20 protein-coding genes and 1 tRNA gene are annotated in these 21,789 nt (G+C 61.3%); 9 read left to right on the top strand and 12 right to left on the bottom strand.

The window, feature by feature from the left end:
* Positions 1–29: 29 nt before the first annotated feature.
* Complete coding sequence (locus ATY29_RS03600; RefSeq protein WP_003573502.1) at positions 30–689, bottom strand: TetR/AcrR family transcriptional regulator; 660 nt, start codon at positions 687–689, stop codon at positions 30–32.
* A gap of 249 nt (positions 690–938) precedes the next feature.
* Between ATY29_RS03600 and map the strand changes: the two genes are divergently transcribed.
* The 5 genes from map (at position 939) to ATY29_RS03575 (ending at position 6,935) form a co-directional block, all read left to right on the top strand.
* Positions 939–1,775: a type I methionyl aminopeptidase gene (map, locus tag ATY29_RS03595; protein ID WP_003573504.1), complete on the top strand. Its 837-nt coding sequence runs from the start codon at positions 939–941 to the stop codon at positions 1,773–1,775.
* Between the two features lie 7 nt (positions 1,776–1,782).
* Positions 1,783–2,610, top strand: coding sequence for a RadC family protein (radC, locus tag ATY29_RS03590; RefSeq protein WP_025416073.1), 828 nt, complete (start codon positions 1,783–1,785; stop codon positions 2,608–2,610).
* 119 nt (positions 2,611–2,729) lie between these two features.
* Positions 2,730–4,136, top strand: coding sequence for a Si-specific NAD(P)(+) transhydrogenase (sthA, locus tag ATY29_RS03585; RefSeq protein WP_003573508.1), 1,407 nt, complete (start codon positions 2,730–2,732; stop codon positions 4,134–4,136).
* Between the two features lie 64 nt (positions 4,137–4,200).
* Complete coding sequence (locus ATY29_RS03580; RefSeq protein ID WP_003573510.1) at positions 4,201–5,004, top strand: endonuclease/exonuclease/phosphatase family protein; 804 nt, start codon at positions 4,201–4,203, stop codon at positions 5,002–5,004.
* Positions 5,005–5,165: 161 nt separating this feature from the next.
* Positions 5,166–6,935, top strand: a complete 1,770-nt coding sequence (locus ATY29_RS03575) for a B12-binding domain-containing radical SAM protein (RefSeq protein ID WP_037092777.1) — start codon at positions 5,166–5,168, stop codon at positions 6,933–6,935.
* Between the two features lie 79 nt (positions 6,936–7,014).
* Here the strand turns inward: ATY29_RS03575 and ATY29_RS03570 are convergent, their stop codons facing one another.
* From ATY29_RS03570 to ATY29_RS03550, 5 genes are all read right to left on the bottom strand, one after another.
* Positions 7,015–7,437, bottom strand: a complete 423-nt coding sequence (locus ATY29_RS03570) for a nuclear transport factor 2 family protein (protein WP_003573515.1) — start codon at positions 7,435–7,437, stop codon at positions 7,015–7,017.
* Positions 7,438–7,667: 230 nt separating this feature from the next.
* The gene (gene tig / locus ATY29_RS03565; RefSeq protein ID WP_003573517.1) at positions 7,668–9,152 is read right to left on the bottom strand and encodes a trigger factor; all 1,485 of its coding nucleotides are present in this window, start codon (positions 9,150–9,152) and stop codon (positions 7,668–7,670) included.
* A gap of 177 nt (positions 9,153–9,329) precedes the next feature.
* Positions 9,330–9,414: transfer RNA gene (locus ATY29_RS03560), tRNA-Leu, on the bottom strand.
* 152 nt (positions 9,415–9,566) lie between these two features.
* Positions 9,567–10,157 (bottom strand): GDYXXLXY domain-containing protein, encoded by a 591-nt coding sequence (locus ATY29_RS03555; RefSeq protein WP_097535193.1) that lies wholly within the window; start codon positions 10,155–10,157, stop codon positions 9,567–9,569.
* Positions 10,154–11,257 (bottom strand): DUF2157 domain-containing protein, encoded by a 1,104-nt coding sequence (locus ATY29_RS03550; protein ID WP_097535191.1) that lies wholly within the window; start codon positions 11,255–11,257, stop codon positions 10,154–10,156. The genes ATY29_RS03555 and ATY29_RS03550 overlap by 4 nt, the downstream gene beginning before the upstream one ends.
* A gap of 847 nt (positions 11,258–12,104) precedes the next feature.
* Between ATY29_RS03550 and ATY29_RS03545 the strand changes: the two genes are divergently transcribed.
* From ATY29_RS03545 to trmFO, 3 genes are all read left to right on the top strand, one after another.
* The gene (locus ATY29_RS03545) at positions 12,105–12,251 is read left to right on the top strand and encodes a DUF1127 domain-containing protein (protein ID WP_003573522.1); all 147 of its coding nucleotides are present in this window, start codon (positions 12,105–12,107) and stop codon (positions 12,249–12,251) included.
* A 301-nt stretch (positions 12,252–12,552) separates the two neighbouring features.
* A complete protein-coding gene (locus ATY29_RS03540) occupies positions 12,553–12,696 on the top strand; it encodes a DUF1127 domain-containing protein (RefSeq protein WP_003573524.1) in 144 nt (47 codons plus the stop codon).
* Between the two features lie 100 nt (positions 12,697–12,796).
* Positions 12,797–14,230, top strand: a complete 1,434-nt coding sequence (gene trmFO, locus ATY29_RS03535) for a methylenetetrahydrofolate--tRNA-(uracil(54)-C(5))-methyltransferase (FADH(2)-oxidizing) TrmFO (protein WP_097535189.1) — start codon at positions 12,797–12,799, stop codon at positions 14,228–14,230.
* Between the two features lie 8 nt (positions 14,231–14,238).
* Here trmFO and ATY29_RS03530 read toward each other — a convergent pair whose 3' ends face one another.
* The 5 genes from ATY29_RS03530 to yajC all read right to left on the bottom strand — a co-directional run bounded on the left by ATY29_RS03530 (position 14,239) and on the right by yajC (position 18,964).
* A complete protein-coding gene (locus tag ATY29_RS03530) occupies positions 14,239–14,706 on the bottom strand; it encodes a hypothetical protein (RefSeq protein ID WP_097535187.1) in 468 nt (155 codons plus the stop codon).
* Between the two features lie 72 nt (positions 14,707–14,778).
* Positions 14,779–15,636 carry a phytoene/squalene synthase family protein gene (locus tag ATY29_RS03525; protein WP_097535185.1) on the bottom strand — a complete coding sequence of 286 codons (858 nt, stop codon included), beginning with the start codon at positions 15,634–15,636 and terminating at the stop codon, positions 14,779–14,781.
* Positions 15,637–15,639: 3 nt separating this feature from the next.
* Positions 15,640–16,026 carry an Mth938-like domain-containing protein gene (locus ATY29_RS03520; RefSeq protein WP_097535183.1) on the bottom strand — a complete coding sequence of 129 codons (387 nt, stop codon included), beginning with the start codon at positions 16,024–16,026 and terminating at the stop codon, positions 15,640–15,642.
* Positions 16,027–16,030: 4 nt separating this feature from the next.
* Complete coding sequence (gene secDF / locus ATY29_RS03515; RefSeq protein ID WP_097535181.1) at positions 16,031–18,571, bottom strand: protein translocase subunit SecDF; 2,541 nt, start codon at positions 18,569–18,571, stop codon at positions 16,031–16,033.
* Between the two features lie 45 nt (positions 18,572–18,616).
* Entirely contained in the window at positions 18,617–18,964 is a 348-nt protein-coding gene (yajC, locus tag ATY29_RS03510; RefSeq protein ID WP_003573534.1) for a preprotein translocase subunit YajC, read from the bottom strand.
* Positions 18,965–19,167: 203 nt separating this feature from the next.
* Between yajC and ATY29_RS03505 the strand changes: the two genes are divergently transcribed.
* On the top strand, positions 19,168–20,040 hold the full coding sequence (locus tag ATY29_RS03505; protein WP_097535179.1) for an ATP-binding protein: 873 nt from the start codon (positions 19,168–19,170) through the stop codon (positions 20,038–20,040).
* A gap of 54 nt (positions 20,041–20,094) precedes the next feature.
* On the opposite strand, the gene ATY29_RS03500 is transcribed toward ATY29_RS03505, so the two are convergent.
* Positions 20,095–21,687 (bottom strand): peptidoglycan DD-metalloendopeptidase family protein, encoded by a 1,593-nt coding sequence (locus ATY29_RS03500; protein WP_003573538.1) that lies wholly within the window; start codon positions 21,685–21,687, stop codon positions 20,095–20,097.
* Positions 21,688–21,789: the final 102 nt, after the last annotated feature.

Here is a 21,789-nt window from a genome sequence, read left to right as displayed (position 1 = left end):
GCAGCCGCTCCCTGTGGATGAGTGAGGTATCAGCCGTAGACGCCGCGCACGATGCGCTTCAGCGCCGTCGCCGTCTTCTCCCAGTCCTTTGATGTCTTCAGCGACAGACCGGCGCACTGCCCGCCGCTTGCTGCGGCAAGCACGAGATGCTGGATCGCGGCGATGATGACGGCATTGACGGCCGCCGCATCCACACCCTTCGGCGGCGCCAGCGAGCCGCGCATGCGCTCCAGCCAGAGCGCGAGCGCCTTCGAACGCGCTTCGGAGAGCCGCCTCACCTGCTCGGTGTTCTCAGATATCTCCCAGGCGAGGATGCGGCGCATCAGCGGATCGTTCCTCAAGGCGTCGAGGAGGAGAAGCGACAGCCGCTCCATCAGGTCGCCATAGGTGAGCAGGAACATGCCGCCGGTGTCCTCAGGAATGCGATCCTTCACCCATGTGCCGAGATCGGCGCCGATCGCCTCGACCAGACCGTCGAGACCGCCATAATAACGGTAGATCAGCTGCTTGTCGCAACCGGCACGGCGGGCAACCGCATTGATGCCGAAATTCTGGAAACCTTCCTCGGCCAGCAATCCCTTGGCGGCGGCAAGGATGGCGCGCTCGGTGGCGCCGCGATCGCGCACGCGCCGTTCCGGCTCGCCGCCGGCCTCAGGCAAACTTTCAAGTTTTACCGCTTCATCAAGCACGAACGCCCCTTTCCCGCTGTCACCAATCGGTGAGTAGCGGGGAGGTTTCCTGCAATCAATCCTATCCTCTTGGGAAGATTGTGGATATTTCATCCGTTACAGATGATTGGACCCCGCAGGGGTGTGGAGGACTGCATGCCGGGCCGATCGGATCGGCTCAGAAATCTCGTCCGGGCGGTTGATCGCGATGGACGAACCCGGCATAGCTGCATTATGAACAATTCTAATATTCTCCACTAAGGCCCTGCAATGGTGAACTATATCGAAGCCTCTTCCGCGCCCTCGAAGAATACGGGCGCCATTCGGCTTTATGACGCACAAGCATTCGAGGGCATGCGCAGGGCGTGCCAGCTGACGGCGCGCTGCCTCGATGCGCTGGCCGATATTGTCAAGCCGGGGCTGGTAACCGATGACATTGACCGGTTCGTCTTCGATTTCGGCATGGATCACGGCGCCCACCCTGCGACGCTGAACTATCGCGGCTACACCAAATCGACCTGCACCTCGATCAACCACGTCGTCTGCCACGGCATTCCAAACGACAAGCCGCTGCGCGAAGGCGATATCGTCAATATCGACGTCACTTTCGTGCTCGACGGCTGGCACGGCGATTCCAGCCGGATGTATCCGGTGGGAACGATCAAGCGCGCCGCCGAGCGACTGCTCGAGGTTACCTATGAATCGCTGATGCGCGGCATTTCCGCCGTCAGGCCCGGCGCCCGCACCGGCGCGATCGGCGAGGCGATCCAGACCTTTGCCGAGGCCGAACGCTGCTCGGTGGTGCGCGATTTCTGCGGCCACGGCGTCGGCCGGCTGTTCCACGATTCGCCGAACATTCTGCATTACGGCCGCGCCAACGAGGGGCCGGAGCTGCGCGAAGGCATGATCTTCACCATCGAGCCGATGATCAATCTCGGCCGGCCGCATGTGAAGGTATTGGCCGACGGCTGGACGGCGGTGACCCGCGACCGGTCGCTCTCGGCGCAGTACGAACACACCGTTGGCGTCACCTCCGACGGCTGCGAGATCTTCACCCTGTCGCCAGGCGGACTCGACCGCCCCGGTCTGCCGTCGCATAACGGCTGACAATCCGATGGCGAAGGGCCCTGTTTCGACATCTTCCGACGACGAGCTGCCTTTCGCAACGCAGGAGCCCATTGCCGCCGACGAACGCTCGTTCTTCGGCGGACAGCCGCAAAAACCGGCCGGGCCGAATGCCAAGAGCGCCCTGCCCGCCTCGCTCGCCGCTCAGGAGCATTATCATGGCCATCGCGAGCGACTGCGTGACCGCTTCCGCGAACAGGGCGACATCGCCCTTGCCGACTATGAAATCCTCGAACTCCTGCTTTTTCGTCTGATCCCGCGGCGCGATACCAAGCCGATCGCCAAAGCGCTGATCGAACGCTTCGGCTCGCTCTCCGGCGTCTTCGGCGCGCCGGCGGCGCTGCTGACGGAGGTAAAAGGTGTCGGTGAGGCCGTGGCGCTCGACCTGAAGCTGATCTCGACCGTCGCCCACAGGACCCTCAAAAGCGAACTCAGAGCCAAGCAGGTGCTCTCCTCATGGTCGTCGGTCATCCAGTATTGTCATGCCGCCATGGCGCATGAGACCCGCGAACAATTCCGCATCCTCTTCCTCGACAAGCGCAACGTACTGATCGCCGACGAGGTGCAGGGCCGCGGCACGGTCGACCATACGCCGGTCTATCCGCGTGAGGTGGTCAAACGTGCGCTCGAGCTTTCGGCAACGGCGATGATCCTGGTGCACAACCACCCCTCCGGCGACCCAACGCCGTCGCGCGCAGACATCGATATGACGAAGGTGATCATCGATGCGGCCAAGGCGCTTGATATTACTGTCCACGACCATGTGATTATCGGCAAGGACGGCCATGTCAGCCTGAAGGGGCTGAAGCTGATCTGAAAAGCACAGGCAGGCTCGAATCGGCGGTCGTAAAACAATCTGTAACATTGACCGGCTACCGATAGACGGGCGACATTTTTGCGTCGCAAATGATTCCATTTCCAATCCGGGGCCAGATAATGCTTCAGTACGATCTCGTTGTGGTGGGCAGCGGTCCCGCAGGGCGCCGCGGAGCGATCCAGGCTGCCAAACTCGGCAAGAAAGTACTTGTCATCGAGCAGGGAAAACGCGTCGGCGGCGTCTCCGTGCATACCGGCACCATCCCCTCCAAAACGCTGCGCGAGACCGCGCTCAATCTTTCTGGCTGGCGTGAACGCGGCTTTTACGGCCGGTCTTACCGCGTCAAGGAAGAGATCAGTGCCGACGACCTGCGCCGCCGCCTGCTGATCACCCTCAACCACGAAGTCGAGGTGCTCGAGCACCAGTTCGCCCGCAACCGCGTGCAGCATATTCGCGGCAAGGCGAGCTTCATCGATGCCTCGACGCTGCAGGTGATCAAGGATGACGGCGAGATCACCCAGGTTACCGGCGCCAGCGTGCTGCTTGCCGTCGGCACAAAGCCGTTCCGCCCCGATTACATACCCTTCGACGGCAAGACTGTTCTCGACAGCGACGAATTGCTCGATATCCAGGAGTTGCCGCGTTCGATGGTCGTCATCGGCGCCGGCGTCATCGGCATCGAATATGCGACGATCTTCAGCGCGCTCGACACGGCCGTCACCGTCATCGACCCGAAGACGACGATGCTCGACTTCATCGACAAAGAAATCGTCGAGGATTTCACCTACCAGCTGCGCGACCGCAACATGAAGCTGCTGCTCGGCCAGAAGGCTGACAAGGTGGAGACGCTCGACGGCGGCAAGGTCGAGCTGACGCTCGACAGCGGCAGGCGCCTGACCACCGACATGGTGCTTTTCGCCGCCGGTCGCATGGGGGCGACCGACGCGCTGAACCTTCCGGCCATCGGCCTCGAAGCCGACAGCCGCGGCCGCCTCAAGGTCAATCCGGAAACCTTCCAGACATCGGTTGCCAACGTCTATGCCGCCGGCGACGTCGTCGGCTTTCCAAGCCTTGCCTCGACCTCGATGGAACAGGGCCGCATCGCCGCCCGCGTCGCGATCGGCGCGGTTGCCAAGGAGCCGCCGAAATATTTCCCGTACGGCATTTATGCCGTGCCGGAAATTTCCACCTGCGGCCTGACCGAAGAGGAGATGAAGGAGCGCGGTATTCCCTATGAATGCGGCATCGCCCGTTTCCGCGAGACCTCGCGCGGTCATATCATGGGCCTCGACACCGGGCTTTTGAAGCTGATCTTCTCGCTGAAGACACGCCGCCTGCTCGGCGTGCATATCGTCGGCGAAGGCGCCACCGAGCTGGTTCATATCGGCCAAGCGGTGCTCAATCTCAAAGGCACAGTCGAATATTTTGTCGAAAACACCTTCAACTATCCGACGCTTGCCGAAGCCTACAAGATCGCCGGCCTCGACGCCTGGAACCGGATGGGCGACATCAAGTCTGAACTCTAAGGGCGAATCACAGACGGCAGAACCGTCGTCTCAATCCGGCCGCCCAAAACGGAGCCGAACGACATTGCGCATCATTTCGCTGAACGCCTGGGGCGGCAGGCTGCATGAGGTCCTGATCGATTATGTCAGGCAGGCCGATGCGGATGTTTTGTGCCTGCAGGAAGTGCTGCGGGCGCCGGGTGCGGATGGGGGATGGTCGATCTATCGGGATGCGGGCTTGGAGCTGCCGCAGCGCGCCAATCTGTTTGCCGAGATCAGCGCCGCCCTGCCCGGCTACGACGGCTTCTTCTGCCCGACATCGAGAGGCGAGCTGTTTAACGGCGATAGCGCCATTGCCGCCGAATTCGGGCTGGCGACCTTCGTGCGCAAATCGCATTCGGTCATCGCCCAGGGGCTGGACTTCGTGCATGGCGGTTTTTCGGCCGATGGCTGGGGTGAACACCCGCGGCCGCGCAACGCCCATTGCATCCGCGTCTTCAGCCATGAACAGGCTTCTGCCGTTACCATCGCCCATATGCATGGCCTGCGCGATCCCGCCGGCAAGGACGACACGGCGGCCCGCCAAGAGCAGGCCGCGGCACTGGTCAGGCTTGTCGAGCGCATCTGGCCCGGCAATGAAGGCCTCGTTGTTTGCGGTGATTTCAACGTTTTGCCTGACAGCGCCACCTTTGCGATTCTCGCCCGACTCGGGCTTTCCGAACTCGTCACCGGCAATGGCCTTGTAGACACGCGAACCTCCTACTATCTGAAGCCGGGGCGCTTTGCCGACTACATGCTGGTCACACCAGGGGTCAGCGTTGCCAAATTCGAGGTGGTCGAGACGCCGGAGGTGTCCGACCACCGCGCATTGCTGCTCGATATCGGGTAGTATATTGAGGAATGATACGCTGCGCGAAACGTTTTGCGCGCAGTGCCGTGTTTTACGCCTTGGTTTGAACCCTCAGAAGTCGCATTGTTACGCCATGCATGATATGTGCTTTCAACTCCATTTTGCCTCCGGCAAAAGCTTCTGAAGAAAGATAGATACTCTTGTCCCATGTCTTGGAAGCTGCGCGCCGACGTTTTCAGCTGATCCTGATCAAGCCGTCGCATTATGACGACGACGGCTATGTCATCCGCTGGTGGCGGGCGATGATTCCTTCCAATTCGCTCGCGGCTCTCTATGGCATCGCCGCCGAATGCGCCGAGCGCAAAGTGCTCGGCCCCGATACCGCGATCGACATCACCGTGATCGACGAGACCAATACGCGGATCGACTTCGCCGGATTGCTCGCCCAGTTCAAGCGCCACGACAATTTCGGCATGATCGCGCTTGTCGGTGTCCAAACCAACCAGTATCCGCGTGCCCTCGATATCGCCCGGCCGTTTCGCGATGCCGGCCTGCCGGTTTCGATCGGCGGCTTCCATGTTTCCGGCTGCCTGTCGATGCTGGACGGCAAGGCGGTCGGGCTCGACGCCTGCCGCGACATGGGCATCTCGATGTTTGCCGGCGAGGCCGAGGGCCGGCTCGAGATGGTGCTGCGCGACGCAGCGAGCGGAGAGCTGAAGCCGCTCTACAATTTCATGAACGACCTTCCGGGCATCGGCGGCACGCCGGTCCCCTTCCTGCCGAAGGACAATATCCAGCGCACGCTCGGGCTCAGCACCAGCTTCGATGCCGGACGCGGCTGTCCCTACCAGTGCTCGTTCTGCACCATCATCAACGTCCAGGGGCGCAAGTCGCGCTTCCGCTCGGCCGACGACGTCGAAAAGCTGGTGCGGATGAACTGGGCGCAGGGCATCCACAAATTCTTCATCACCGACGACAATTTTGCCCGCAACAAGGATTGGGAAGCGATCTTCGACCGGCTGATCGAGCTGAAGGAGCGGGACGGCATTCCGCTCGGCCTGATGATCCAGGTCGACACGCTCTGCCACAAGATCCCGAATTTCATCGAGAAATCCCGGCGCGCCGGCGTCACCCGTGTCTTCATCGGCCTCGAAAACGTCAATCCGGACAATCTGACCGCCGCCAAGAAGAACCAGAACAAGATCACCGAATACCGCAAGATGCTACTCGCCTGGAAGGCGCAGGGGATCATGACGCTCGCCGGTTATATCCTGGGCTTCCCGGCCGACACGCCGGAATCGATCCGCCGCGACATCGCGATCATCCAGGAAGAGCTGCCGCTCGACGTCATCGAATTCTTCATCCTGACGCCGCTGCCCGGCTCCGAGGACCATCAGGTGCTGTGGAAGAAGGGTGTCGAGATGGATGGCGATCTCAACATCTACGATGTCGAGCACGTCTGCACCGCGCATCCGAAGATGAGCAAGCAGGAATGGGAAGACATCTACCACGAGGCCTGGGCGCTCTATTATTCGCCTGATCACATGAAGACGCTGTTGCGCCGCGCTGTGGCGACCGGAGTACCGCTCGCAAGGCTCGTCAAGGTTCTCGTCTCCTTCGCGACCACCGTGCCGCTGGAAAACGTGCATCCGCTGCAAAGCGGCCTGCTGCGCCTGAAGACGCCGTCGGAGCGGCGCCCGGAACTGCCGCGGGAAAATCCGCTGGTCTTCTGGCCGCGCTTTGCCTGGGAAACCTTCAGAAAACACGCTTCGCTTGCCGGCACGATCATCGGCCTGACGATTTCGGCATTCCTGATTTCAAGGGAAGCGAAGTCGAAGACCTATATGGATCAGGCCTTAACGCCGGTCGCCGATGATGAGGAAGAGACACTCAGCCTCTTCACCAAGACATCAGGCGGAACCGCAGCCGTGAGCCACGTCAGGAAAGTCGCTGAACTCACACGGCATTGAGTTGCAATTCGCGCTGAAGCGCGTCGCAGGAATCACGTTCGATGCGACGCGCTTTGGCGGCTCCGATTTCGGTTGCCGCTTACGCGAATTGGATCATCCGGCTCGTCTCCGCCACTTGCAGCGTGTCGACGAATTCGACGATCTTGACCGGTTTGCCATCCTGAAAATGGATCTTGTCGACGAATTCCGTATTGAAGCTCACGCCCGATGGAACGTGCCTGACCTCCCCTTCACGATGGGCGAAGACCATCTGCTCATCCTCGTCCACATAGATTCCGGTCGTCCTGATCTTGGATAGATCCCATGCTGCGATAAGCTGCGTTATCGTTTGGCGAAAGTCATGCCCGCTCGTTTCAGTCGTCAGAGGCGCCAGCCGTGCATTGCCGACCATGCGAAAGGTGCAACCGTCGCCGATCAGCGCAAGCGTACCCTCGATATCGCCACGGTCGCGCACAGAATAGATTTCCTCGACCAGCGTCTTCATGTCTTTCTTTGCAGTCATTTTCAGGTCCTCCCACTGCCCAAAGCTCGTTGTTTTATGCATGTCGTCATCCCCGGGCGACATGCACCAGCAAGATCTGCATCGGTTTATACTTATTTCAACTATCTGTTGCTGCTGGCGAAGATAACACCATGATGAAGAGGGCGTCGAGTAGCCCGTCCGGATGAGCCGAAAAACAAAAAGGCCCCGCACGATGGCGGGGCCTTCCAAACTTCAGAACTGAAAAGCGATTATTCGGCGCTTTCGTCAGCTGCCTTCTTCTTAGGAGCAGCCTTCTTCTTCGGAGCGGCTTCTTCGCCTTCGCCGGCGTCGGCAGCTTCGGCCTTGGCGGCAGCCTTCTTCTTCGGGGCGGCCTTCTTGGTTTCAGCCTTCGCCTCGCCTTCTTCCTCGGCGAGCAGCTCTTCCTTGGTCACCTTCTTGTCGGTGACGTCGATTTCGGTCAGCAGGTGATCGATGACCTTCTCTTCGAAGATCGGCGCGCGGATCGAAGCGGCGGCGCCCGGCTGGCTGCGGAAGAATTCGAGGATCTGCTTTTCCTGGCCCGGATACTGGCGCAGCTGATCGTAGATGGCGCGCTGCATTTCGTCTTCGCTGACTTCGATGCCGGCCTTTTCGCCGATTTCGGAGAGAACGAGGCCGAGGCGGACACGACGCTCGGCGAGCGTCTTGTATTCCTCACGTGCCTTGTCTTCGGTCGTGTCTTCGTCCTCGAAGGTCTTGCCGGACTGGGCGAGGTCGTTGTTCACCTGGCTCCAGATGCCGTTATATTCGGCATCGACCAGCGAGTTCGGGGTCTCGAACTTGTACATCTCGTCGAGCTGGTCGAGGATCTGGCGCTTCAGCTTCTGGCGGGTCAGCGAGCCGTACTGCGATTCGATCTGGCCGCGAACGATTTCCTTCAGGCGGTCGGCAGATTCGATGCCGAGCTTGGAGGCGAGTTCGTCGTTGATCTCGACGGCGCCGGGGGCTGCAACCTCCTTGACGGACACGTCGAAGGTGGCTTCCTTGCCGGCAAGGTTCTTGGCCGGATAGTCGGCCGGGAAGGTCACGGTGATGGTCTTTTCATCGCCGGCCTTGACGCCGACGAGCTGGTCTTCGAAGCCAGGAATGAAGCGGCCGGAGCCGAGCACCAGTTCGGCGCCCTGGTCGGTGCCGCCTTCGAAGGCTTCGCCGTCGACCTTGCCGACGTAATCCATGGTGATGCGGTCGCCGTTGGCGGACTTGCCGGTCTTGGTCTCATATGCGCGGGCGCTTTCGGCGACCTTGAGAACCTGCTCGTTGACTTCGTCGTCCGAAATATCGATGACTTCGCGCGTGACCTTGATGCCCTTGACCGACTTCAGTTCGATCGGCGGCAGCACTTCATAAGAGAGCGTGAATTCAAAATCCTGCTCGGCGGCGAGGATCTTGTCGGCTTCGTCCTTGTCCTCGGTCATGGCGATTTCCGGCTGCGTGGCCGACTTTTCGCCGCGGCTGGACAGGATGGCGGCCGGCTGCTCGCGGACGATCTCGTTGACGAGTTCGGCCATGATCGACTTGCCGTAGACCTTCTTCAGGTGAGCAGGGGGTACCTTGCCCGGGCGGAAGCCGTTGATGCGGACCTTGTCCTTCACATCGGCAAGACGCTCATTCATCTTGTCCTGCATGTCCTTGGCCGGGATAACGACCTTGATTTCGCGCTTCAGCCCTTCAGCGAGCGTTTCGATAACCTGCATGTCTTCCTACCTTCATGTCCTGGCGGCCGTGCCCAGACGCCGTTCGTTTCGATGAGCACGACGCCGGCAGCGTGCCGCGCGTGGCTTTTCCCAATTCCTGCCATTCCGCCCAAAGGGGAACGGCGCTCGCTTCCGGGTATTCGGGACCACTATCTCCGTCTCCCGCTGCAAACAGCTTGGTGCGGGTAGAGAGACTTGAACTCCCACGCCTTGCGGCACCAGAACCTAAATCTGGCGTGTCTACCAATTTCACCATACCCGCGTTCACAAAACCGCATGCCTATGCCTGCGCATGAGGCCTTCCGGAGCGCGGCGTCTCTATATCACCCGATTTGGTCGAGGCAAAGGAAAAATGAACGGCAAATGACAGGGATTTGCGGCCCGCAAACCGCCCTCTCCCGAAGTGCCGCCGGATCAATAGAGCGGCTCGTCGTAAACCGGCTTGTTGTCGACGAGAAGACCGCGAATCTGCGCGCTTCCATCAGGCGAGACGCGTACTGATATGGCGACATTGCCGCCGTTTCGGGCCTCCTCGATCGGCTTTCCCTCGCCTTCGGGAACGTAATAGCGCTCGATGCCGTATTCGACGCGGATGCTGTCGCCGGCGGCAAGTCCGCCACTATAGAATGGCTGGCTGCGCAGGATCACGGTCTCCGGCAGCGGCGGCAGCCCGTGAAAGGACGATTCGATCACCGTCCAGAAACCGTCCTCCTGCTTCTTCAACCGAACCCATAACGTGCGCTTGCCGGGCTCCGCCGGAATGCCGCCTGAGACCGTCTGCACCGGCACCGAGGAAATGTCGTAGTTCAAGACGACATAATCGCCGCGAAGGAAATCACGCGGATCGACGGGCGCCGTCTTCAGCAGCACCTCGGCACCGCTATTGAGGATCGACGCGCGGCTCTGGATGATCGTGCCGAGGATCACGGTCTGAAGGCCGGCGACGATGATTGCCGAAAGCACATAGCCTCTGCCGGATTGCAGCCTTGCCAGGAGCGAGTTCATGCGCGCTCCCCCTGTGCATTCGCCGAAAACCGCCGTTCGAGACGGATGACGAGCCAGGCAACCAGCGCCACCACCAGACCGGAGAACAGGAACAGGCTCGACGTGCCGAGAATCGAGCCGACCGTGACGGAGGCGAGATAAAGCATTTCGGCGGCAAAACTCATGTAGGCGAGATAACGCACCGCACCGTTGTCCCTGCCATGCAGGGCGATCGCCAGCACGGACGCGGCAAGCGTCGCCACTCCAAGCACCACCAGCCGCCAACCGCCCTCGATTTCGATATGCAGCAGCAGGAAACCGATTGCCGCGACGAGGAAGCTGTAGAAGGCCGGGGCAGCACCGGCGGTCCTGACCAGGGAAGCGATGCGCGGGAGCGGCAACGCCGCCAGGACGACGGCCGCCATGCCGCCGACGGCGAAGGCGAGCGCAACGGCGATCTCCTCATATAGAGTATAGAGCCAGGCGAGCCAGCCGATCAAAAGCAGATAGGCGAGATGGCGGGCCCGCTCGGCGTCGGTATAGCGCACCAGGGCGATTGTGATCGCCGCCATGACGGGCGCCATCCAGGGATCGAGGCCGACCCAGTGCGTGTCGTAATTCTGGAGGTAGACGGCAAAGGACGCCCAGGAGAGGAAGCCGGCGACGACGGTCACTGCGCCCGAACGGAACAGGATTGCCGAGATGGTCGCGATGGCGAACCAAAGATACATCACCGTCTGCTCGTCGCCGGAGAGATGATACATCTGCCCAACCAGCGATATGGCGCCGCCGAAACTCATGGCGCCGATGACCAGCAAGCCGCCTGCGGCCGCTGTCGCACCGCGGGCAAGCATCCGGGCGGCGGCGATATGTACCACCCAGATCAGCGCCAGAACGACGCCTACGCGGACAAGGCGCGGGATGGCCTCCCAGTTGGAGGCGACGACCAGCAGGATGGCTGATGCAAGCAGCACCGCTGCCAGTGCCATCAGCACCCGGCCGAGGCTGAAGCTTGCCGGGCGACCGTCATATTCGGCGAGAAGCGTGGTCGCCGTTTCCTGGCCTAACAGGCCTTTGCCCACCCAGAGCGAGAGATCCCGCTCCAATCTGCCGCGATACATGCTCCCACCCCTTATTTTCGCGACGCTCATTCCAGCGCTGCGCTTCCGTCGTTATAAACGTCCTCACGACAAATATACAAATTCCTCATTGGTCTAAATTGGGGCGAGTATTAACCGGCCGCTAACGTCATTAGTGCTATTGTAAGCGTATGCTGGAGAGGTATGCGCTAAGCGCACATCCCTCATGAATTTATTGCACTGCAAAAATCCAATTAGTCATACTATTAAAAAGTCATCGAAGCACGGGGATGGCGCCCCGGCCCGGCTCTGCCGGATGCCCGCGGATGGATTGTCCGCGACGAGATTCGCAGCCGCGCGCTCCTCCTCCCAAGCGCACTGCGATAAGGCTGGCAACACTCCTCCTCCCAGTTGCCAGTCACCATAATGCGCCCGCCGGATCCTCCCCCGGCGGGCGTTTTATTGAGCAAAAATGCAATCAAAACATTTAGCGCTCTCAGGATTTCGGGGGTTTGGCCCCGTCGTGCGAGCCTGCCGCCTCACCGGCCCCACCGAGGCTGCCCATAAATGGGCGGCTTTCGATCCGACGCGAAACGCCTCTTTACGGTGGACGCAGGCGGCACCACGGAGGGAGCAGCGTCTTGGAGCACGGGCACCTGTGCAGGGCGCCAAACCAGATTGCCTTCCTGAGAACCATTCTGCCTAATCGTTGACCAAAAAGCGGCGAGTCTTAGTCAAACACCCTGTGAGCGTTGCACAATCCGCATAGGTGATCTGAAAACTTGGCTGTTTTCCTCTTTCGCGCCGCAACATATATTCCGGTCATCAAATAGAGGTCAGCGCCGATCAGTGGCTGCTGGCAGATCAAACCCTCAGAAAGGGGCTTAACATGAACTTCTCTCGCTCTTTCAATAACTGGCGCAAGTACCGTCAGACCATCACTGAACTCGGCCGCATGAGCAACCGCGAATTGCACGACCTCGGCATCGACCGTTCGGACATCCATCGCGTTGCCCGTGAGGCTTCCTCCCGCTAATTCAAGGCGATCGCTGCTTCCTCCCAAGCCGATCGTCCTCGATCGAAACGCCCGCTGTACCCACAGCGGGCGTTTTCTTTGTCGCTAGGCACTGCCGCGTCGGTTGCACGGCTTTGCCCGCTTCCTTAGCCCGCTCAAAAAATATCCATCGCTTAATTGGCATGCATCACATTGCACAATTGCATAGCAGACGCCTTTTATTTGCACTGCACAAAAGCACTGATATCGCCTAGATAAACATCAACCGCAGAGAGATAGGCGATCCCGCCATCCAGCGGACATTTGTTTGAGGAAAAAGACAATGAACCCGATCCGCATTGCAAAAAGCTGGCTCAGCTACCGCCGTACGCTCAACGAACTGGGCGGCCTTTCGAACCAGACCCTGTCCGATATCGGCGTCAGCCGCTACGACATCCGCAATATCGCATCCCGCTCGTTCCGCTAATAGCGGGCCGCTAGCGCGATGCTTCCAAGACGGCGCCCTCAGGCGCCGTTTTTGATTCCGAGGTGTTGGATCGCACCTGCCGACATGATATCAGCCCGGAATGAACACGATCTCCTCCTATTCCCCTATCCATGTCGTCGGCGGCGGGCTCGCCGGTTCAGAAGCCGCCTGGCAAATCGCCAGTTCCGGCGTTCCCGTCATCCTGCATGAAATGCGCGGGGTGCGCGGTACGGATGCCCATAAGACCGACGGTCTTGCCGAACTGGTCTGCTCCAATTCCTTCCGTTCCGACGACGCGACCAGCAATGCCGTCGGCGTCATCCATGCCGAGATGCGCATGGCCGGGTCGCTGATCATGGCCACGGCGGATCGGCACCAAGTGCCGGCCGGCGGCGCACTCGCCGTCGATCGCGATGGCTTCTCCGAGGCGGTGACCCGGGCGATCGATGACCACCCGCTGATCACCGTCCTGCGCGAAGAGATCACCGGCCTGCCGCCGAACGACTGGGATCTTGCCATCGTCGCCACCGGACCACTGACGGCGCCGTCGCTTGCCAGTGCCATCCAGGCGGAGACGGGAGAGGATTCGCTTGCCTTCTTCGACGCCATCGCGCCGATCGTCTACCGCGAGAGCATCGACATGGATATCTGCTGGTATCAGTCGCGTTACGACAAGGTGGGCCCCGGCGGCACAGGCAAGGATTACATCAATTGCCCGATGGACGAAGCGCAGTACAATGCCTTCGTCGACGCGCTGATATCAGGCGACACGGTGGGTTTCAAGGAATGGGAAGGCACGCCTTATTTCGACGGCTGCCTGCCGATCGAGGTGATGGCCGAACGCGGCCGCGAGACGCTGCGCCACGGTCCGATGAAGCCGATGGGGCTGACGAACGCGCATAATCCGACGGTCAAGGCCTATGCCGTCGTACAGCTGCGCCAGGACAATGCGCTCGGCACGCTCTACAATATGGTCGGCTTCCAGACCAAGCTGAAATATGGGGCGCAGGCGGAAATCTTCCGGATGATCCCAGGCCTGGAAAATGCGGAGTTCGCCCGCCTCGGTGGCCTACACCGCAACACCTATATCAATTCCCCCACCCTGCTTACCCCGTCGCTGACTTTGAAATCGCGGCCCGGCCTGCGTTTCGCCGGCCAGATCACCGGCTGCGAGGGTTATGTCGAAAGCGCCAGCGTCGGGCTGATGGCCGGCCGCTTCGCCGCCGCCGAACGCAAGGGCGAGGCGATCTCGCTGCCGCCGGCAACGACGGCGCTCGGCTCGCTGCTCGGCCATATCACCGGCGGGCATATCGTCACCGACGAGGAGCCGGGCAAACGCTCGTTCCAGCCGATGAACATCAATTTTGGGCTGTTTCCGGAGCTTCAGCCCGGTTCGATCGTCAAGCCCGAGGGCGTCAAGCGCTTCCGCGGCAAGGATAAGACGATCATGAAGCGGCAATTGATCGCGCGCCGCGCGCTTGCCGACTGCGCCGCCTGGCTCGGCCAGAATTCCCCGCTTGCCGACAGCGCCTGATTGGCGGTTTAGTGCTTGTTCGCCGCCGAAATATGGTTGGACGGCAGATCCTTATCCGGCTCGGCGATATAATTGCCGAGCAGCCAGAGCGCGACTTCCGAGGACTCCTTGGCGGAAGCGAATTCGAAATCGCCGTTTTGGTGAGGCGCATCGAGGAAATCGATCACCAGGCCCCTGCCCGTTTGCGAGCTGACCACGCGCACGCGGCCCGGCTCGATCAGATGGCAGGCGAAGTGGCGCGACATGTTGCGCATGAAGCCCGCCTTATTGTCATGCAGGCGCACGAAGATCGCCTGGCCGTTCTCCGTCGCCTGCAACTGGCGGATCGCCTCGTTCGGAAAAGCGCGGCCGAATTCAATGATGGCGAGGCCCGTGTCATGCAGGCCGTCTTCGTTGTTCTGCGCGGCCAAACGCGTTGCCACGAAGGCAAAGAAAATGACGATGGCGAAAAGAACGCACCAGACGATAATGCCCACGCCGAGTCTCCGTTCGAAAGGGTAGCGGTTCAAGCCTTGTAACGCGCGAGACTTGCGCGAGTTTGACCCGCGTCAGATTTTTTTCCGGCTCGCCGAGAGCGCCATGCTGAGCTGGCGGCGCCATTGCGGCGGCTGCAGCGTCCGGTCGAACAGGACGGCGCCGAGCTTCTGCGCCCTGAGAAGCACCGGTTCGGCAAGCGTCGCCGGCAGGAAGGCCGGAAAGACCCTGGGCGTGATCGGCCCTGCCGCCCTCGCCTTTGCCAGATGTTCGCGGCCGAGGCCGGCAAAGGCCTCGATGGCGGCGGAGATGCGCGGCCTGTCTTCGCCGGCAAGGAAGGCATCACGGTTAAGACCGGTGGCGGACAGGATCTGCAGCGGAATATAGACCTGGCCGCGGCGGCGATGCAGCGGCATTAGCAGCAACAGGCCGGCGACCGCCTGGGCCACACCGGCATGGCCGGCGGCATCGGCGGATCGTGCGGCTTCCTCGGGCGACAGCACGAGGCTTGCGAGCTGAATGAGGGCCGATGCCGTCTCCCCGGCATAACCTTCGAGCGACAGACGCGTTTCCATCGGATCGTCGTAGAGGTCGAAGGTCCGGGCCTCGATCATGTCGATCAGCGTCTTGCGCGGCAGGCGGTGCGTTTCGACCGCCGTTAGAAGTGCGGCGGCGACGGGATTGGCAGCCGTTGAACCATGGGCGCTGCCTTCCAGCAGATCGCGCCAATATTGCAGGCGCACTTCGCCGGGCAACGGCTCATGAACGAGATCACGAATGCGGGCAAGCTCGGCATTGAAGGCGTATAGGGCGGCAAGCGCGCCGCGCTTGTCATCCGGCGACAGCAGGCAGGCAAGGTAGCGATCGCGATCGCTGTCGCGCAGCATCGCCAGGCAGATCTCCTGGTTCGTCGCAGTTTTCGCTTCAGCCATTGGTCAGACCGCGATCAGTGCCGCGGCGACGGCGCGCTGCTCGGCCAGCATGACATTGAAAGTGCGTACCGCTGCGCCCGTGCTCATCGGATCGGAGGCGATGCCGCGCGATTTCAGCGCCTGCTTCAATTCTTCCGGCAGGCGGCGAAGCTCGGTTCCGGTCCCGACGAGCAGAACCTCGATATCATCTGCCTCATCAAGCACCCGCCGGAAATTTTCCGGTGACAGCGGTTTCGACATGTCCATGTCCCAGCCGTGAATGCCGGAGGGCAGGCAAAGGATCGAGCCGCGATGCGACATGTCGGCAAAACGGAAACCGCCATTGCCGTAAGTATCGATCGGCGCGCGCCCGGGAAAATGCGCGGCGCGGATTTCTATGCCTTTTGCCATGTTTTCAAACCACCGTGCCGGATTTTATACCAGCATCCGTCTTGTTGCTCTCTTCCTCGTCGGGGCTCGCCGGCCGCAGCCGGAAGACGATCAGGACAGGAGCGGCGATATAGATCGAAGAGAAGGTGCCGAGAGCGACGCCGAAGAGCATCGTAAAGGTGAAGGAGCGGATAACCTCCCCTCCGAAAAGATAGAGCGCGAGCAAGGCGAGCAGCGTCGTCGCCGCGGTCAGTATGGTGCGCGACAGCGTCTGGTTGATCGACGCATCGATCAGGATCGGCAGCGGCATCTTCTTGTATCGCTTCAGATTCTCGCGCATTCGGTCATAGACCACGACCGTGTCATTCAGGGAATAACCGACAACGGTCAGCAAGGCGGCGACGCTCGTCAGGTTGAATTCCATGCCGGTCAGCACGAAGAGACCGAGCATGATGATGACGTCGTGCAGCGTGGCAATGATGGCGCCGACCGCAAACTGCCATTCGAAGCGGATCCAGATGTAGATCAGGATCGCCGCCAACGCTGCCAGCACGCCGAGTGTCGCCATCATCGTCAATTCGCCGGAGATCGCGGGGCCGACGACCTCGACGCGGCGAAAATCATAATCCTCCTGGAGTTCGCCGCGCACCAGCGTCGCCGCCGACTGCTCGGCATTCTCGCCGCCGCCCTGGGAGGCGATGCGGATCCGCGCATTCGACGGGCCGCCGGTACGCTGGACGCTGATCTCACCGAGATTGAGATCGTTGAGGCGTGATTGAAGATCGGCGAGGTCGGCATTGCCTTGCTTCGCCGTCACCTCGATGAGCGAGCCGCCGGTGAAATCAATGCCGAGACGCAGGCCGGCGGTGGCAAAGGCGGCCATGGCGATCAACGAGATGATCGCCGAGGCGGTAAAGACGTAACGCCGGATCCCCATGAAACGGATATTGGCGTGTTCGAAAAGATGGGTCAGAACGCTCTTCGGCAGATGCCGGGGATGGCGCCCTTTCAGCCAGACGGCAACGATCGAACGCGTCAGCGTGAAAGCCGTGAAGACGGTCGCCAGAATGCCGACCGCCAGCGTCACCGCGAAACCGCGGATGGATTCGCTGCCGAGGAAAAAGAGGATGATGGCGGCGATGAAAATCGTGACATTGGCATCGATGATGGTTGCAAAGGCGCGCTGAAAACCGCGGCTGACGGCGTCTGCAAAGGAGTGGGCGGTTCTCTCCTCTTCACGGATACGCTCGTAGATCAGAACGTTGGAATCGACCGCCATGCCGACGATGAGCACGATGCCGGCAATGCCGGGCAAGGTGAGGGTCGCGCCGGCAAGGCTGAGCACTGCGATAATGAGGATCAGGTTGAAGACGAGCGAGACGACGGCGATGACGCCGAGAATGCGGTAGAGCGCGATCATCAGTGCTGCGACCAGCACGACGGCGACGAGGCCGGCAACGAGGCCGGAGAAGATGGAGTCGGCGCCGAATCTCGGGCTGACGCTGCGCTCCTCGACGCTCGTCAGGGTCGCCGGCAAGGCGCCGGCGCGCAGCATCACCGCAAGGTCGCGGACGCCATCCTCGGAGAAATTCGCTGAAATCGCGCCCTCGCCGCCGGTGATCGCCGCATCGATGCTTGGCGCTGACATCACCTGGTCGTCGAAGACGATGGCAAGGTGCTTGCCGATATTCTGCCCCGTCACCTCAGCCAGCCGCCGCGTGCCTTCGGCATCGAGGCGGTAGGCAATCGATGTATCCTCCGTCTGCGGATCGACGACCGGCTCGATCTCGACCATGTTGCTAGCGTTGGCGAAAGCCGTGCGGTCGACAAGATAGGGGACCGGCGGATCGTCAAGCGAATAGAGCACCTGCGATGTCGCCGGCCAGCGGCCGTTCAGCGCCTCCTGCCCCGACATGCTTGCGTCGATCAGATGAAAGGAAAGCTTGGCCGTCTGGTTCAAGAGGTTCTTCAGCCGCTCCGCATCAACCGATCCCAGCACCTGCACGACGATCCGATCGGCATCATCGGGGCGAACGAGGAAATTTTCATAGCCGAAGCCAGCGATTCGGCGGCTGACGATATCGAGTGACCGCGTTCGGGCGGAGGCGACGTCGGAGGTGATGCCGGCGTCGGAAATCTTCAGCGACAGTTGTCCCTCTTCGCCCTGCTGCAGCGCGACGTCAGGCCGGGAACGTCCGCCGGCCGTCGTCAAAGGCTTCAGTAGATCGACCGCCTTCTGCGTCTCAGCCGGATCGGTGATCCGGACGGTGACGGTCTGGTCGTTGCCAGTCAGCCCGGTATAGCGGATGCCGGCGCCGCGCAGCACGTTGCGCACATTGGCGACCACTTCTTCCAAGCGGTCCTTGACGATATCGGAACGCTCGACCTTCAGAACGATATGCGAACCGCCCTGCAGATCGAGACCGAGCGTCACGCGGTCGTGCCGCAGCCAGCCCGGCAGAGAAGAACGCTGCGCCTCGCTCAGCAAATTGGGCGCAGCGATGATGATGGCCGCAAACGCGGCCAACCAGATCAGAAGTGTTTTCCAGCGGGAAAAATGCAACATTCTCTCGACGATCTTCCGATCCGGCGGTGCTGCCGTTATCGCTTGTTACGCTGCGTCGGCCTTGACGGGTTCACCCTTGACGCGCACATCCGAAATACCGCTGCGGACGATGCGCACACGAACGCCATCGGCGATCTCGACTTCGACTTCCTTGTCGTCGATGACCTTGGTGACCTTGCCGACGAGGCCGCCGCCGGTGACGACCTGGTCGCCCCGACGGATCGCCTTCAGGGTTTCCTCACGCTTCTTGGCCTGTGCGCGCTGCGGGCGGATCAGCAGGAAGTACCAGACGACCATCAGCGGCACGAACAGGATGATCATTTCGAAACCGGAACCGCCGAAACCGGTTGCGGTGTCGGTCGCGCTCTGGGCGAATGCCGGGGTGATGAACATGCTAAACTCCTCAGGCTTGGCGGCGGAACTCCGCCTTATTTTTCAGGTTGCCGGACTATAATTACCGCTTCGATGAATGCAACAGAAACAGCCCGAAACAGTACCGATTCCGCTGCCTCATAACCTTTCCGCCGGCAAAACGCCATGCTACCCCGCATCGAAAGATAAAGCGGATTGCCGCAGCAAGAAATCAGGAGCTTGCGATGACCGAGGAAATCAACACCGCCCTGCTTGCCGAACTGAAACGGCTCGCCGATGCCGTCCAGCGCCTCGCCGGGCCGCCGCCTGCCGTCAACGATTGGGATGCGGCCAACTGTTTCGTCTGGGCGCCGTCTCGCCAGCACCTGCAGCCTGTGAACAAGCCGAACCGGGTGACGCTGAAGCTCATCCGCGGCGTCGATCATGTGCGCGATATCCTGCATGAGAATACCGTGCGGTTCGCCGACGGGTATGCCGCCAACAACGTGCTGCTCTGGGGCGCACGCGGCATGGGCAAATCCTCGCTTGTTAAGGCCGTGCATGAGGATGTCAGGCGCGAAAGCGGCGTCGCGCTGAAGCTGGTCGAAGTCCATCGCGAGGATATCGCCAGCCTCCCCACCCTGCTCGATCTCTTGAAGGACACACCCTACCGCGTCATCGTCTTCTGCGACGATCTCTCCTTCGATCACGACGACACCGCCTACAAGTCGCTGAAGGCGGCACTCGACGGCGGCGTCGAAGGGCGACCGGACAATGTGCTCTTCTATGCGACGTCAAATCGGCGCCATCTGCTGCCGCGCCACATGATGGAAAACGAGCAGTCGACGGCGATCAATCCGTCGGAAGCCGTCGAGGAGAAGGTTTCGCTTTCCGATCGCTTCGGTCTCTGGCTCGGCTTCCACAAATGCAGCCAGGAAGATTATCTCGGCATGATCGACGGCTATGCCGATTACTTCAAACTCGCCCTCGAGCGCGACAAGATGCATGCAGAGGCGCTGGAATGGGCAACGACGCGTGGCGCGCGGTCCGGCCGCGTCGCCTGGCAGTATATTCAGGATCTGGCCGGACGCATGCGCGTCCATATTGACAGAGGCTAAAAATACAAAAGCCCGGCGGGTGGCCGGGCTTTTGCGCTTCCTGGGACGCTATACCTATTCTAGGAAAGTCATCGGGTTGACCGGGGATGCATCCTTGCGCACCTCGAAATGGACCTGCGGCTGCTTAACGTCGCCGCTCATGCCGGAGACGGCGACCGTCTGGCCACGCTGGATCTTCTGACCGCGGGCGACGCTCAGCGTATCGGCATTGCCGTAGACGGTGACGGTGCCGTCGTCGTGACGGACGAGAACCGTGTTGCCGAGTTCCTTCAGGCCGTTGCCGGCATAGATGACGACGCCGTTTTCGGCGGCCTTGATCGGGGTTCCCTGCGGCACCGAGATGTCGATGCCGTCATTGCGGTTGCCGTTGACGTTGGCGCCATATGAAGCAATGACCTGACCGCGGACCGGCCAGCGATACTTGCCGATGCCGGTCGATTCCGGTGCGGCGGAGCTGACGTCGGACTTCTTCTCGACATCGTCGACCGTCTGGGTGGCGGCCGGCGCCTTGTAGGGTGCGGGCTCGACGGAGGCCGTTTGCTGGGCGGGCGCTGCCTGAGCCGGCTTCGGATCGACCTTCGCGGCCGGGATCGAGGCCGTCTTGATGTTGTCGGCTGTGCCGTTCGGGATCTTCAGCGCCTGACCGATCTTGACCGAGCTGGCCGACAGATTGTTGGCGGCCTTGAGATCGTCGATGTTGGTGCCGGTCGCCTTGGCGATCTTTGCCAGCGAATCGCCTTGCTTGACGACATAGGTGCCAGCAGGCGCCTTCGGGTCCTTGCCGGCGCCGGCCGGAAGCTTGCCGGTAGAATCGGCGCTCGCCATGGTCTTGTCGCGGGCGGAATTGGCGCCGGGAACGACAGCGACGTTCTGCTCAGGCGCCTTCACCGGTTCCGGCATCTTGCCGGGCTTGGAGAGGTCGGCCGCCTGCGATGCCGACTTGGCGGCATTGCCGCCGTTGAACGTCGGGATCAGGATCGCCTGGCCGGGCTTGGCCGCAGATGCGGTCTTCAGGCTGTTGACGCGCAGGATTTCCTTTTCCGGGACGCCGAAGCGCCTGGACAGCGTGGCGATGCTTTCACCCGGACGCAGCGTCACGGAAGGCGCGTTGGTCGCGGACCAGCCGGAGACCTTCGGCGTCGTGCCCGTAGCCAGAGGATCGGGCGTCAGCTTCGGCGCGGCCGGGGCCACCAAACGAGGCTTTTCAGCCTGAGGCGCCGAAGGGAAAGGCTGGGCGAGCGCGACTTCCCTTTCCCGCTGCCGGGGCGGCGCAACGGCCGTCGGAGCTGCAAGATCGGAACGCTGCACCGCGACCGGCGCGGAGGCCATACGGGCGCTCGACGTGCGGACCGGATCATAAGTCTGGTTCGATGGATAAGGCTGGTTCAGTGCACCATTGCCGCCACCATATCCCGACTGGCTTGCAACGGCGGAGCCGCCGAGATCGGCGCGCGGCACCGGATCACCCTGGGCGCCGCCCCTGCGCGGAATGGAGCTGGTGGTGATCTGATCCTGCCCTGAGGAGGAAAACAAGCCGCCAAACCGTGTCACATCGGAACTGCAGCCTGTTGCGGCACTCGCCAGCAGACCCACAACCAGAAGATTACCGGCCGACTTCCCGAACTTCGGCGAAAGACTGAAACGCATTGACTCGACCCACTGAGAACGCAACCATTTGTGAGTCTATTAAAACGCGTTAGTATTACCACGCAGTTAAGATGCTGGAATCAGTGCGATATTTTTGAGAAG

It is taken from the genome of Rhizobium hidalgonense (assembly GCF_002914525.1).
Lineage (GTDB): Bacteria > Pseudomonadota > Alphaproteobacteria > Rhizobiales > Rhizobiaceae > Rhizobium > Rhizobium hidalgonense.
This window is presented reverse-complemented; position numbering and strand designations above follow the sequence as displayed.

Excerpts from the sequence above, each read along its gene's own strand:
- ATY29_RS03505 (WP_097535179.1), top strand. The coding sequence starts at position 19,168 with ATGACCGAGGAAATCAACACCGCCCTGCTTGCCGAACTGAAACGGCTC.
- sthA (WP_003573508.1), top strand. The coding sequence starts at position 2,730 with ATGCTTCAGTACGATCTCGTTGTGGTGGGCAGCGGTCCCGCAGGGCGC.
- trmFO (WP_097535189.1), top strand. The coding sequence starts at position 12,797 with ATGAACACGATCTCCTCCTATTCCCCTATCCATGTCGTCGGCGGCGGG.
- ATY29_RS03555 (WP_097535193.1), bottom strand. The coding sequence starts at position 10,157 with ATGAACTCGCTCCTGGCAAGGCTGCAATCCGGCAGAGGCTATGTGCTT.
- tig (WP_003573517.1), bottom strand. The coding sequence starts at position 9,152 with ATGCAGGTTATCGAAACGCTCGCTGAAGGGCTGAAGCGCGAAATCAAG.
- ATY29_RS03570 (WP_003573515.1), bottom strand. The coding sequence starts at position 7,437 with ATGACTGCAAAGAAAGACATGAAGACGCTGGTCGAGGAAATCTATTCT.
- map (WP_003573504.1), top strand. The coding sequence starts at position 939 with ATGGTGAACTATATCGAAGCCTCTTCCGCGCCCTCGAAGAATACGGGC.
- ATY29_RS03545 (WP_003573522.1), top strand. The coding sequence starts at position 12,105 with ATGAACTTCTCTCGCTCTTTCAATAACTGGCGCAAGTACCGTCAGACC.
- radC (WP_025416073.1), top strand. The coding sequence starts at position 1,783 with ATGGCGAAGGGCCCTGTTTCGACATCTTCCGACGACGAGCTGCCTTTC.
- ATY29_RS03550 (WP_097535191.1), bottom strand. The coding sequence starts at position 11,257 with ATGTATCGCGGCAGATTGGAGCGGGATCTCTCGCTCTGGGTGGGCAAA.
- ATY29_RS03540 (WP_003573524.1), top strand. The coding sequence starts at position 12,553 with ATGAACCCGATCCGCATTGCAAAAAGCTGGCTCAGCTACCGCCGTACG.
- ATY29_RS03500 (WP_003573538.1), bottom strand. The coding sequence starts at position 21,687 with ATGCGTTTCAGTCTTTCGCCGAAGTTCGGGAAGTCGGCCGGTAATCTT.
- yajC (WP_003573534.1), bottom strand. The coding sequence starts at position 18,964 with ATGTTCATCACCCCGGCATTCGCCCAGAGCGCGACCGACACCGCAACC.
- ATY29_RS03525 (WP_097535185.1), bottom strand. The coding sequence starts at position 15,636 with ATGGCTGAAGCGAAAACTGCGACGAACCAGGAGATCTGCCTGGCGATG.
- ATY29_RS03520 (WP_097535183.1), bottom strand. The coding sequence starts at position 16,026 with ATGGCAAAAGGCATAGAAATCCGCGCCGCGCATTTTCCCGGGCGCGCG.
- secDF (WP_097535181.1), bottom strand. The coding sequence starts at position 18,571 with ATGTTGCATTTTTCCCGCTGGAAAACACTTCTGATCTGGTTGGCCGCG.